We start from the raw sequence: 12,723 nt of genomic DNA on the forward strand, positions 1-12,723 counted from the left end.
TGCGTACATCGCAAGTTCCCGAGAAAGGAGCGAGGCTATGTTGGTGGTGACGACCGAGAACGTTCCGGGCCATCAGGTGGTCCAGGTGAAGGGACAAGTGTTCGGTGTGGTGGTGCGCAGCCGCGGCATCGGCGGCAACGTGATGGCGGGCCTGCGTTCGCTGGTCGGCGGCGAGATTCACGAATACACGCAGATGCTGGAGGAAGCACGCCGCCACGCGCTGGATCGACTGGTATCCAACGCGAAGCTGATGGGCGCGAACGCGGTGGTAATGATGCGCTTCGACTCCGCCGAAATCGGCCAGACCATGAGCGAGATCGTGGCCTACGGCACCGCCGTGGTGCTCGATCCACCGACCTGAGTATCGCAATGTTACCGATCGTGCTGTACGTGCTGGGCGGCCTGCTGCTGGTCGGTGCGGGCATTGCCGTGCTTACCGGCGTGATGGTGGCGTTGCTGCCGCAGTTGATCTTCGGCGGCCTGTTGTTGGTGGTGGGACTGGCGATCGAACGCTGGCGCTACAAGCCGCTGCTACGCACCGGGCCGGACCCGCGCTGGAAAGATACCGGCGAGCGCTTCGTCGATCCCGGTAGCGGACAGCTCACCGCCGTGTACTTCGATCCGCGCAACGGAGAGCGGCATTACATCGTGGTCGATGAGCAGGCGCGGTCGTCTTAACAAGGTGCTAGCCAATCATTGGCTAGGATCGCTTTCATTCGGTTGACGTAAATTCAAAGGAGTAATCATGCCGTCGGGAAATCCGGTATTACGTGAAAAGGCGTTTCAGGGGCTGCCCGTCACGGGCGAGCGCATGACGATGAACGGAACTGTCACGCGCACGGCGTTGTTGCTGGCGCTGGCGGTGATCACCGGCGGGTGGACATGGCAGCGTTTTGCCGAGGTGGCCGCGGGTGGCGACTTGAATGCCGCGTTGGCGGCGATCACTCCCTTCATGTGGGGCGGGCTGCTGGTGGGTCTGGTGCTAGCGCTGGTCACCACGTTCGCGCAGCGCTGGGCGGGCATCACTGCGCCGTTGTATGCCATCGCCGAAGGCTTCGCGCTGGGCGGCATTTCCGCGGTGATGAATCTGCGCTTCCCCGGCATCGTGCTGCAGGCCGTCATGCTTACGGTCGGCGTGCTGGCGGTGATGCTGCTGGTCTATCGCTCGGGTTGGATCAAGGTGACCGACAAGTTCCGCATGGGCGTGGTCGCCGCAACGGGCGGCCTTGCGCTGCTGTATGTGGTGGACATGGCGCTGCGCGCCTTCACCCACATCCAGATTCCTTTCATCCATGAAACCGGCGCGATCGGCATCGGCTTCAGTCTGTTGGTGGTCGGCCTGGCGGCGCTCAACCTCGTGCTCGATTTCGACATGATCGACCGCGCCGCCAACGGAGGTGCACCCAAGTACATGGAATGGTATGGCGCTTTCGCGCTGATGGTGACGTTGGTGTGGTTGTATATGGAATTGCTGCGGTTGCTGTCCAAGGCGCGTCGCTGATTTCTTGCTTTCTCTCGAAGGGACGGCAGGTTTTCATCTTCTTGGAACTCGAATCGAAGCGTTCGTCGCCCCGGCGAAAGCCGGGGTCCAGCGACTTGGATGCTGGAAAGGCACTAGGTCCCGGCGTTCGCCGGGACGACGGTGAGGCAAGTTTTGTAGGTTGGGGTTCGCATACGCTCCCCTCAGCTTGCAGGCATTTCGCAAGGGCGTCGTAATGCTACGCTTGCCCTTTTCCCACCAATCCAAACAACCATGACGAAAGAGGCAGGCCGCGGACACGCCTTGCTGGTCGGGGCGGGCATTCTTTGCAGCCGCCTGTTCGGCCTGGTGCGGCAGCGGGTGTTTTCCCATTATTTCGGCCTGTCTGACGCCGCGGACATCTTCAGCGCTGCGCTGCGTGTACCGAACTTCCTGCAGAATCTGTTTGGGGAAGGCGTGCTGTCAGCTTCCTTCATTCCGGTCTACGCGCGCCTGCTGGCACAGCACAAGCAGGAAGAAGCCGATCGCCTGGCTGGGGCGATCTTCGCGCTGCTTGCGTTGATCATTGCCGTGATCGTCGCTTTGGGCGTGCTGGCGACGCCGTATCTGCTATGGGCGATTGCGCCGGGTTACACGGGCGAGAAGCGTGGGCTCACCATTCTGATCGTACGGATTCTTTTTCCCGGCACCGGCATCCTGGTGTGGTCGGCGTGGTGCCTGGGAATACTCAACAGTCATCACAAGTTCTTCCTCTCGTACGCGGCGCCGGTGATCTGGAATCTCTCCATGATCCTGACGATGCTGTTCTTCCGTCATTTGGACGCGAACCGGCTGATCGTGTACCTGGCGTGGGGCACCGTGCTCGGCTGCTTGCTGCAGTTTCTGGTGCAACTTGGGCCGGTGCTGAAACTGGTGCCGAATCTGCGCTTGCGCTTCGATACGCAAAGTCTGCACGTGAAGCAGGTCGGCGGCAGTTTCCTGGGGGTGGCGGTGGGGCGTGGCGTGGTGCAGATCAGCGCCTTCGTCGACCAAGCCATTTCCACGCTGCTTGGCAGTGGTGCCGTCGCGGGAATGACCACCGCGGCATCCATCAATCTGCTGCCGGTGAGTCTGTTTGGCATGGCCGTGTCCGCATCGGAATTGCCTACGCTTTCGCGTATGGCCGGCGATCATGTGGACGAAGAGGTCGCCGCAAAACTCGCCGCGCGCTTGAACAACGGGCTCGAGCGCATCGCGTTCTTCATCGTGCCTTCGGCGATGGCGTTCTTCGCACTGGGTAACGTGATCGTGGCGGCGCTGTATCAGTCAGGTGCGTTCACTCGTAAGGACTCCTATTACGTGTGGGCGATCCTGGCCGGCTCCGGCGTGGGATTGCTGGCTTCCACGTTCGGGCGCCTTTATTCGTCCACCTATTACGCGATGCGTGATACGCGTACACCGCTGCGCTTCGCCATGGTGCGGCTTGCATTTACAGCGGTGCTTGGCCTGGCGAGCGCCTTGCTGATTCCGAAAGCGTTGGGTATTCCCATGCAGTGGGGCGCGGTGGGGTTGACCGCTTCCGCAGGTGTGGCTGGTTGGATCGAGTTTCATCTGCTGCGCAGGAAGATGAATCGAAAACTCGGGTCAACCGGTGTGGCGGTCTCTATGATGGTGAAGTTGTGGGTGGCGGCAAGTCTCGCAGCGCTGACGGCATGCGTCGTCGAACACTTCATGCCGGACTACGGCCCGATCATCGCCGCACTGTTCGTGCTGGCGACCTATGGCACTGCTTATTTCACGCTGACCTTTCTGCTGCGCGTAAAAGTTTGCATGGACGTGATCGGAAAAGTAACGCGCCGGATCGGCATCGGCTGATCGTGCTTAGCGGCGTAGATTGCTGCGCGCCAGTTCGATCAGCTCGTCGCCGCGGCCATTCATCACTGTGCGCAGCGCCCACAGACTGAAACCTTTCATCTGCTCCAACTGGATCTTCGGCGGCATGGATAGCTCCTGCCGGTTGGTGACGACGTCGATCAACGCCGGGCCGTTGTGCGCGAGAGCATCGCGCACCGCGTTCTCCAACTCGCCGGGATCTTCCACACGTACGCCGTAGATTCCCGCCGCGCGAGCCATCGCGGAGAAATCCGGATTGTCCAGCGACACGCCAGTTGGCAGAAAACCGGACGCTTTCATTTCCAGCTCCACGAAGCCGAGCGTGCCGTTGTTGAACACCACGATCTTCACCGGCAGCTTGTGTTGCACCAGCGTGAGCAGATCGCCCATCAGCATGGAAAAACCGCCATCGCCTGACAAGCTCACGATCTGCCGGCCAGGAAACGCCGTCTGCGCCCCAATTGCCTGCGGCATCGCATTCGCCATCGAGCCGTGCACAAAGGAGCCGAGCAAACGGCGCTTACCGTTCATCTTGAGATAACGCGCTGCCCAGATGGTCGGCGTGCCGACGTCGCAGGTAAACACTGCATCTTCGCTGGCCAGTTCGCTAACCACCTTGGCGACGTACTGCGGATGAATTGGCTTGCTGCCAGGCTTGCCGGTGGCAAGGTCATTCAATCCTTCGCGCGCTTTCTTGTAGTGCTGCAGGCTACTCTGCAGATGGCCATCGTCGCGTGCAGTTTTCAGGCGCGGCAACAACGCTTCGATTGTCGTACCGACGTCGCCCACCACACCGAGATCGAGACGGCAGCGTCGGCCAAGATTCTCCGCGCGCAGATCGATCTGGCAGATCTGCGCGTCCTCGGGAAAGAACTGACGATAGGGGAAATCTGTGCCGAGCAGCAGCAAGGTGTCGCAGCTCATCATGGCTTCATAGCCGGAGCTAAAGCCGATCAGGCCGGTCATGCCGACGTCGTACGGGTTGTCCCATTCGACATGTTCCTTACCGCCAAGCGCGTGCACGACCGGTGCCCTGAGCGTTTCGGCCAGGCGAATCACCGCATCGTGCGCACCGGCGCAACCGCGTCCGCAGAACAGCGTGACCTTGCGACCACTGCCGAGCAGCGTGGCGAGTTGATCCAGTTGCGCATCGGGTGGCACGATTCTCGGCGCGGCCGGCAACAGTCCCTCACTTGAAACGATCGGGCCGGAGGCTTCGGAGAGCGCCACGTCGCCGGGAATCACCAGCACGGCCACGCCGCGCTGGCCGAGCGCAGTGCGAATCGCCGTGGCTGTGGCGTGATGAATCTGCGATACGCTGCTGACCAGCTCGCAATAGTGACTGCATTCCTGGAATAGATTTTGCGGATGCGTTTCTTGAAAGTACCCGCTGCCGATTTCGGCCGAAGGAATATGCGCGGCAATCGCCAACACCGGCGTGCGCGAACGATGCGCATCGAACAGGCCATTGATCAAATGCAGATTGCCCGGCCCACACGAACCGGCGCACACCGCCAACTTGCCGGTCAACTGCGATTCCGCACCGGCGCCGAAGGCTGCCGATTCCTCATGCCGATAGTGGATCCACTGCATGTCGTTGCGACGTCGCAGTGACTCCGTAATGCCGTTGAGGCTGTCGCCAACCAGTCCGTGGATGCGCCTCACGCCGGCCTGCGCCAGTGTTTCGACCAGAACGTCGGCAACATTGCGGATGCTCATGACGCGGCTCCTTACGGGAAGGAACGCCATCATGGCAAAGCGTTTCTTTGCTTTCCGTAAAGATCGCGTGCGACTCCCTCGGATGAGGGAGCCGATGATCGATCAGCGTGCGCCGATCACCACGGGCTCCGGCTCCAGCCGCACGCCAAAGCGCGCGTGCACACCTTCGATCACGCGCTGTGCGAACACCCATAGTTCCTGGCCGGTGGCCTTGCCGTGATTGACCAGCACGAGTGCATGGCGGTTGGAGATGCCTGCGTCGCCTTTGCGCATGCCTTTGAAGCCGGCCGCTTCGATTAGCCATGCGGCGGACAGTTTCCAGCGCGCATCCTTGCCGGGCCAGGCGACGAGTTCGGCGTGCTCGCGTTTTAATGCTTCGCCTTGCGCCGCATCGACGATGGGATTCTTGAAGAAGCTGCCGGCGTTGCCGATCACCGCAGGATCAGGCAGCTTGCGCGTGCGGAGATGGACGACGGCTTCGGCCACGTGAAACGGCGCGGGGTTGCTAACGCCCATGCGGTTCAGTTCTTCGCGGATACCGGCGTAATCCATACGCAACGCATGCTGGCGGGGCAGGGCGAAGCGCACAGCGGTGACAATGAAGCGATCCGGCTCGTGCTTGAACAGCGAATCGCGATAGGCGAACGCGCAAGCATCGCGGTTCAGTGTGACGACGCGCCGTTCGATACGATCCCAGGCTTCAACGCTTTCGATGAATTCGGCTACTTCGGTGCCGTAGGCGCCGATGTTCTGGATCGGTGCGGCGCCGACCGTGCCGGGAATGAGGATGAGATTTTCCAGCCCAGCGAAACCCTGGCCCAGCGTCCAGCGCACGAAGTCGTCCCAGCGCTCGCCGGCAGCGACGGCGATGCGGGCGACGTCGCCGTCCTGTTCCACATGTACGCCACGCGTTTCCATCGCCAACACGGTGCCATCGACGTCACCCGTCAACAGGATGTTGCTGCCTTCGCCCAGCACCAGCAGACGACTTGCGCGTATGGCGGGAAAATCCAGCAGCTCCGGTAGCTTCGACGCATCGCGCACTTCAGCCAGCAGCTTGGCGCGTGCATCGACACGCAAGGTGTTGCGCGTCAGCAGCGGTGCATTTTCGACCAGGGTGTAGCCACCCATGTCGACGCGCTCAACGGCCATCACGATGGTCCTGCTGACGGCGGATTTCATTCACACATTCGGCGACCAGCTCGGGGCCGCGATAGATGAGACCGGAATAGATCTGTACCAGCTTGGCGCCGGCGTTGAGCTTTTCCATCGCATCATCGCCTTCGAGGATGCCGCCCACGCCGACGATGGCGACGCGATCACCCAGGCGTTGATGCATACCACGTACGACTTCCGTGGCGCGCACACGCAGCGGCTTGCCGGAAAGCCCGCCGGCCTCATTGCCAAGCGGATCACCGGCGACGGAAGAATGATCGATAGTAGTGTTGGTGCAGATCACGCCGTCCACATGCGCAGCAAGCAGCACGTCCGCAATGCTGTCCAACTCGGCTTCGCTCAGATCGGGCGCGATCTTCAGCAACATCGGCTTGCGCTTGCCTTGCTGCGAACCGAGTCGCTCCTGCGCCTCGCGCAGGGTTTCGATGAAGCGGCGCAGCGTCGCTTCTTCCTGCAGATCGCGCAGGCCCTTGGTATTGGGCGAAGAAATGTTGACGGTGATGTAGCTGGCATGCGCGTAGACACGCTCCAAGCAGAACAGGTAATCGTCCACGGCCTTCTCGTTAGGCGTGTCCTTGTTCTTGCCGATGTTGATGCCGAGTATTCCGCGATAGCTGGAAGCCTGCACGTTGCGCACCAACGCATCGACGCCATCGTTGTTGAAACCCATGCGGTTGATGATGGCTTCGTGCTGCGGCAAGCGGAACAGGCGAGGGCGGTCGTTGCCGAGCTGCGGGCGCGGTGTCACCGTGCCCACTTCAATGAAGCCAAAACCCAGGGCACCCAGTGCGTCGAGGTGTGCGGCATTTTTGTCGAGTCCGGCAGCTAAGCCGACAGGATTGTCAAAATGCAGGCCGAACGCTTCGACGGGCACATCCTCGGGCGGCGTGGCAACAAAGCGCATTAATTCGCTGCGCCAGGAGACGTCCAAACCATAAAGCGTGAGGCCGTGTGCCTTCTCGGCATCCATCTTGAACAGCAGCGGGCGCAACCATTGGTACATCAAAAAACCTCGCCAACGTAAACGCGGGTGTCGTAATCGAAGCTTACCCGACCTTCCATCGCACAGGCATCGAACAGTTCGCGCAAGGCCTCGATCATAGGCTCGTGCTTGGCGTGCCCGACCTGCGGCGCATACGACGAAGACATCAGCCGCCCGCGCAGTGCGTCAAAATCCAGCAACTGGCGATGATCGAAACTCGCCGTGCCACGCCAGCCCTTGCCGAACCATTCGCGCATACGTGGCTCGTCGGCGTAGCGCTCGGCCACGCTGGTGTAGTCGGTACCGTAGGTTTGTAGCAGTGCTTCGTATCCCTCTAGGAAAGGCGTGCCGATGAGACGGCGCGAGTTCCAATAGATCGCGGCCAGGCCGCCAGCGCGAAGAATGCGGTGGAACTCGCGCCGCGTGTTGTCGGGATCGAACCAGTGGAACGCCTGCGCTACGGAAATCAGGTCGACGCTGTTGTCATCTAGCGTGGTCGCATCGGCGCGACCATCCACGGCGCGGAATGTCGGATTGCTTCCCAGCCACTCCGCGGCAGCGCCGCGCATCGCCGCATTCGGCTCCACCGCGATCACACTATGGCTGGCATCGAGAAACATCTTGCTGGAAATGCCGGTGCCCGCGCCGATATCGGCAACGCGCCAGTCGGGTGTGACGCCATGTGCCTTGCGCAGCCAGTCGACCATGGCGGTGGGGTAAGTGGGGCGATAGCGAACGTAGTCGGCGACACGATTGCTGAAACGCTCGGTACTGTGCAGATCGTTCATGGATGTCACCTGCTCAACTGTTGACCGCCATCGACGCAAAGGATTTGCCCGGTGACCCAAGCGGCCCAAGGTGAAGCGAGAAACAGTGCAGCATGCGCCACTTCCTCCGGCGTGCCGTAGCGGCCGAACGGAATTTTCGACAGCACCGCGGCGTAGCGCGTAGGGTCTTCATGCTTGCAGCGATCCCACAAGCCGCCCTCGAACTCGATGGAGCCTGGCGCGATGGCATTGACGCGAACTCGTTGCGGTGCCAGCGCCAGGGCTTGCGAGGTGGTGTAGTGGCTGAGCGCTGCCTTGATGGCGCCATAGGAGGGCATATGGGGGCGCGGATGCAGCGCGGCGATGGAACTGGTGTGCAGGATGCTGGCGTGTGGCGAGGCCGAGAGATGGGGCAGAGCAGCGCGCGAGACGCGCACTGCAGCCATCATGTCGATGTTGAAGACGGCAGCCCAGTCTTCTTCACTGTCGCTGAAACCGTAGCCGCTGGCGTTATTGATCAGTACGTCGATGCCACCCAACGTTTGCGCTGCATCTTCGATATAAGCGCTGATGGCGACGGGGTCGCCCAGGTCGCAGGATTGTTTGTGGACTGGAACGCCATGCGCAGAGATAGCCGCAGCTGTTTCGTCCAGTGCAGACTGTCCACGAGCGCAGATCGATACCGATGCGCCGGATGCAGCGAAGGCCAGCGCCATGCTGCGACCGATACCTTTGCTGCCGCCGGCGATGACGATGCGGTAGTTGTGGAAGTTGAAGGGGGAGGTCGTGGTCATGGAGCTCAATCTCGCATGTAACCTTGGGCCGTCATTCCCGCGAAAGCGGGAATCCATCTTCGCCTTTGCATCAGCGCCAATGGATTCCCGCTTTCGCGGGAATGACGGCCGTGAGGCAAGTGAACTTTTACGGCAGCCCTCTCCCCAGCGGGAGAGGGAGCGAAACGCCAATCTTACAAATCGAACTTGATCCCCTGCGCCAGCGGCAACGCATCCGAGTAATTGATGGTGTTGGTCTGCCGACGCATATACACCTTCCACGCATCCGAACCGGACTCGCGACCACCACCAGTTTCCTTCTCGCCGCCGAACGCGCCGCCTATCTCTGCACCGGACGTGCCGATGTTGACGTTGGCGATACCGCAATCCGAACCGGCTGCTGTCAGATACTGTTCGGCTGCCTTCAGGTTCTGCGTGAAGATGGACGAGGATAAGCCCTGCGGCACGCTGTTCTGCAGCTCGATCGCTTCGTCAACGGTCTTGAACGGCATCACGTAGAGAATCGGCGCGAAGGTTTCCGTCTGCACCACGTCATCGCTGTTTTTCAGGCCCGTGATGAGGGCGGGCAGCACGAAGTTGCCTTTGCGATCGGTCAGTGCCGCACCGCCGGCGCGCACCGTGCCGCCGCTGGCCTTGGCCTTTTCGACGGCGGCGAGATAGGCGGTCACGGCTTCCTTGCTGTTGAGTGGGCCCATCAGTGTCGTGGCGAGCGTGGGATCGCCGATCTTGCCTTCCACTTGCTTGTAAGCCGTCACCAGCTTTTCGGTGACATCGCCGATGATCGACTCATGCACGAACAGGCGGCGCGTGGTGGTGCAACGCTGGCCGGCGGTGCCGACGGCGCCGAACACGATCGCCGGAATCGCCAGCTTCAAATCGGCGCTTTCGTCCACGATGATCGCGTTGTTGCCGCCCAGCTCCAACAACGAGCGACCCATGCGCTTGGCAACACGTTCGCCGACCAGGCGGCCTACCTTGGTGGAGCCGGTGAAGCTGATAAGCGGAATGCGATGATCGTCAACGAACGCTTGCGAGAGTTCCGTGCCAGCGTCATTGAACAGGAAGAACAGATCCGGGAAGCCGCCGGCCTTCAGCGCTTCGTTGCAGATCTTCATCGTTGCGATGGCCGACAGTGGCGTTTTCGGCGAGGGCTTCCAGATGCAGATGTCGCCGCAGATTGTGGCGAGCATCGCATTCCACGCCCACACCGCCACCGGAAAGTTGAACGCGCTGATGATGCCGACCAGACCGAGCGGATGGTACTGATCGTACATGCGGTGGCCGGGGCGTTCCGAATGCATGGTGTAGCCGTAGAGCATGCGGCTCTGGCCCACCGCGAAGTCGGCGATGTCGATCATCTCCTGCACTTCGCCGTCACCTTCGGGCTTGATCTTGCCCATTTCCAGCGCCACCAGCGAACCCAGCGCATCCTTGTGCTTGCGCAGCGCTTCGCCGCACAGGCGCACCGCTTCGCCGCGGCGCGGGGCAGGGGTGGTGCGCCATACTTTGAACGCTTCCTGCGCGCGCTTGACGATGATGTCGTAGTCGGCGGCGCTGGAGGCGTACACCGTGCCGATCACCTCGTTGGTGGCTGGGTTCAGCGGCTGCAACGTGCCGGCGTTGGTGGTTTTGGACCACTCGCCGTTGCCGAGATACGTACCCGACTGCTCGCCGGCAAGGCCGAGCGCCTTGAGGATTTCGTGGGACATGTGTGGCTCCATGAGACGTGGCGTCTGCGCGCCTGGGATGGGGGAAACACCTATTCTAACAGGCGCGCCCGTAACGGCCGATGCGGCACTGCACGGCAAAGGGGTATATCGCCTGGCACGACTTGCTCGCCACGGCAGCGCATCGCCTATACTTCGCCCCTGCGCATCTCAGGTTTCCGCGATGCGCGCAAGGCCCTTTTTCGCCCCCGTAGCTCAGTTGGATAGAGCGTCCCCCTCCTAAGGGGAAGGTCGTACGTTCGAATCGTATCGGGGGCACCATTTTTTCTGTGACGCTTTGAGCAATCGGCGCAATGCAGACGGCGTCGTTCGTTACGCAATGGCGCAACGCACAAATCGTCGACGCGTCAGCTCCTCGAAAGGAGCGCATGCCCAAGTTATGCGTTCGCTGAATGGTTTCGGCTTCGCGTGAGTCGCACGTCAACGGGCCCTGCATGCGCTCGTTTATGTCGCCTGCGGGGGTGAGGGGAACGCGATGGGGAGACACCATCGGCTTTCGAATAAACAGATGACCCCACTCGACGCATGCATGCCGCTTTGTTTCGTTTGGTAACGGCGAAGCGGTTAAACCAAAAGAACGTCCGCTAACTGACTCAAGGGAATTTGCCATGAATGCAAAGTCGAAGCTCATCATCGTCGGTCTGGTCATCGGTGCAGCGATGGCATCCGGCACTGTACTGGCACAAACCGATGTTCCCGGCCATCCGCGCGTGAACGAGGTGAATAATCGTCTGGAGAACCAGCAAGATCGCATCCAGAATGGTTTGAAGAACGGCACGATGACGCAGAAGCAGGCCGCGCGCGACGAAACACATGACGCCAACATCGCCCGCCGTGAATCTGTGGACGAGGCCAAGCACAATGGTCATCTGACCAAGCAGGAACAGCGCAACCTCAATCGCTCTGAGAATGGCAATAGCAAGCGCATCTACAAGCAGAAGCATTGATAGATTCGACTCCCTCCCCTGCTTGCAGGGGAGGGTTGGGGTGGGGTGAGTACTTGCCTTGAAATTTCCCGCAAGTGTTCACCCCCTCCCGGCCTCCCCCTGCAAGCAGGGGGAGGGGCTTGTTTCGCGCTTCGCTTTACCTTCTTTAGGACGCCCGAATTTTTCCGTTCGCGAGAATGATCAACACGGGGATATACGACGGCTCGCGACGTTGACTCCCGAATGGGAGAGTGAATTCATACTTTCGGCGGCTCAGCAGTCGACTCGCGCAACTGCAGCGAATACGGCACCTGCACAAGCAAACCCTCGCCACGACCTTTCAGTAATTCCATAAGTTGCAGTGCAGCCAATTTGCCCATATCGCGTGCAGGCTGTCGCACCGTGGTGAGCGGCGGCCATAGCTGACTTGCAAGGGGCGTATCGTCGAATCCGCATACGGACAGATCGCGCGGCACTTTCAAACCGCGTTCGTTTGCCGCCCACATCACGCCTGCTGCCATGTCGTCATTGGCGGCGAAGATGGCGGTGGGTGGTTCCGGTAGGGCAAACAGCTTGCGTGCTTCGACCACGCCGGAACCGAACAGGAAGTCGCCCTGCACCACGTAATCGGGATCGTAGAGAATGCCCACGGCGGACAGGGCGGCTTTGTAGCCAGCGAGCCGCCAGCGACTTGCGCCGTGATTGGCGATACCTAGTACATGCGCGATGCGCCGATGCCCCAGCTCGATCAGATGAGTGACCAGCGCTTTGGCAGCTTGTTCGTCATCCATGCAAACGCCGATCACGTTTTCGCGGTTCGCCGGCGAGACGCTGGCGTAAGGCACCTCGCGTTCCTTCAATCGGCGCAGCAGCGGCGGATGATCGGTCAACGGCGGCGTGAGCACTACGCCGTCCACGTGATGATCGGAAATCAGCGCATCTACGCGGCGGATGAAGTCCGGGCCACGCATGCGCAGCGGGCACACCATCATGCTATAGCGGTTCGCGTTGCACGCGTCGAGCACGCCATCCTGGATTTCCGCGAGATAGGTGGACGCCGGGTTGTCGTTGTTGTCGTACAGCATGGCGACGAGGAACGACTTGCTGCCGGCAAGGCCACGGGCCGAAGGGCTGGGCCGATAATTCATTGACTCCATGGCGGCAAGCACGCGCTGGCGCGTGGAGTCTTTGACGTAGGCTTCCTCGTTGAGGACACGCGAAACCGTCTTGGGCGATACGCCCGCCGCGCGCGCGACATCTTCCAGGCGTACCGGCATGCA

Annotated in this window: 12 protein-coding genes and 1 tRNA gene; 6 read left to right on the plus strand and 7 right to left on the minus strand. The window is 61.1% G+C overall.

Annotated elements, in window-relative coordinates:
• Positions 1 to 37: 37 nt before the first annotated feature.
• The 4 genes from ISP18_RS08540 to murJ all read left to right on the plus strand — a co-directional run bounded on the left by ISP18_RS08540 (position 38) and on the right by murJ (position 3,334).
• Complete coding sequence (locus ISP18_RS08540) at positions 38 to 361, plus strand: YbjQ family protein (protein ID WP_380009473.1); 324 nt, start codon at positions 38 to 40, stop codon at positions 359 to 361.
• Between the two features lie 8 nt (positions 362 to 369).
• Complete coding sequence (locus ISP18_RS08545) at positions 370 to 678, plus strand: hypothetical protein (RefSeq protein ID WP_380009476.1); 309 nt, start codon at positions 370 to 372, stop codon at positions 676 to 678.
• A 67-nt stretch (positions 679 to 745) separates the two neighbouring features.
• Positions 746 to 1,501, plus strand: a complete 756-nt coding sequence (locus tag ISP18_RS08550; protein WP_380009479.1) for a Bax inhibitor-1/YccA family protein — start codon at positions 746 to 748, stop codon at positions 1,499 to 1,501.
• Between the two features lie 252 nt (positions 1,502 to 1,753).
• On the plus strand, positions 1,754 to 3,334 hold the full coding sequence (gene murJ, locus ISP18_RS08555; protein ID WP_380009482.1) for a murein biosynthesis integral membrane protein MurJ: 1,581 nt from the start codon (positions 1,754 to 1,756) through the stop codon (positions 3,332 to 3,334).
• Positions 3,335 to 3,340: 6 nt separating this feature from the next.
• On the opposite strand, the gene poxB is transcribed toward murJ, so the two are convergent.
• The 6 genes from poxB to amaB form a co-directional block, all read right to left on the minus strand.
• Positions 3,341 to 5,071 (minus strand): ubiquinone-dependent pyruvate dehydrogenase, encoded by a 1,731-nt coding sequence (gene poxB / locus ISP18_RS08560; RefSeq protein WP_380009485.1) that lies wholly within the window; start codon positions 5,069 to 5,071, stop codon positions 3,341 to 3,343.
• A gap of 102 nt (positions 5,072 to 5,173) precedes the next feature.
• Positions 5,174 to 6,202 (minus strand): UDP-N-acetylmuramate dehydrogenase, encoded by a 1,029-nt coding sequence (gene murB / locus ISP18_RS08565; RefSeq protein WP_380010988.1) that lies wholly within the window; start codon positions 6,200 to 6,202, stop codon positions 5,174 to 5,176.
• A gap of 10 nt (positions 6,203 to 6,212) precedes the next feature.
• The gene (locus tag ISP18_RS08570) at positions 6,213 to 7,250 is read right to left on the minus strand and encodes a quinone-dependent dihydroorotate dehydrogenase (RefSeq protein WP_380009488.1); all 1,038 of its coding nucleotides are present in this window, start codon (positions 7,248 to 7,250) and stop codon (positions 6,213 to 6,215) included.
• Positions 7,250 to 8,017: a class I SAM-dependent methyltransferase gene (locus ISP18_RS08575; protein WP_380009491.1), complete on the minus strand. Its 768-nt coding sequence runs from the start codon at positions 8,015 to 8,017 to the stop codon at positions 7,250 to 7,252. Before ISP18_RS08575 ends, ISP18_RS08570 begins: the two co-directional genes overlap by 1 nt.
• Before the next feature lie 5 nt (positions 8,018 to 8,022).
• On the minus strand, positions 8,023 to 8,790 hold the full coding sequence (locus ISP18_RS08580; protein WP_380009494.1) for an SDR family NAD(P)-dependent oxidoreductase: 768 nt from the start codon (positions 8,788 to 8,790) through the stop codon (positions 8,023 to 8,025).
• A 173-nt stretch (positions 8,791 to 8,963) separates the two neighbouring features.
• Entirely contained in the window at positions 8,964 to 10,499 is a 1,536-nt protein-coding gene (gene amaB / locus ISP18_RS08585) for an L-piperidine-6-carboxylate dehydrogenase (RefSeq protein WP_380009497.1), read from the minus strand.
• A gap of 202 nt (positions 10,500 to 10,701) precedes the next feature.
• Here amaB and ISP18_RS08590 point away from each other — a divergent pair.
• Together ISP18_RS08590 and ISP18_RS08595 are read left to right on the plus strand one after the other, a co-directional pair.
• Positions 10,702 to 10,778, plus strand: a tRNA-Arg gene (locus ISP18_RS08590).
• 347 nt (positions 10,779 to 11,125) lie between these two features.
• Positions 11,126 to 11,464 (plus strand): hypothetical protein, encoded by a 339-nt coding sequence (locus tag ISP18_RS08595; RefSeq protein ID WP_380009500.1) that lies wholly within the window; start codon positions 11,126 to 11,128, stop codon positions 11,462 to 11,464.
• Positions 11,465 to 11,700: 236 nt separating this feature from the next.
• Here the strand turns inward: ISP18_RS08595 and ISP18_RS08600 are convergent, their stop codons facing one another.
• Positions 11,701 to 12,720 carry a LacI family DNA-binding transcriptional regulator gene (locus ISP18_RS08600; protein WP_380009503.1) on the minus strand — a complete coding sequence of 340 codons (1,020 nt, stop codon included), beginning with the start codon at positions 12,718 to 12,720 and terminating at the stop codon, positions 11,701 to 11,703.
• Positions 12,721 to 12,723: the final 3 nt, after the last annotated feature.

Origin of the sequence: Dyella humi, assembly GCF_044904605.1 — a bacterium.
Lineage (GTDB): Bacteria > Pseudomonadota > Gammaproteobacteria > Xanthomonadales > Rhodanobacteraceae > Dyella_B > Dyella_B humi.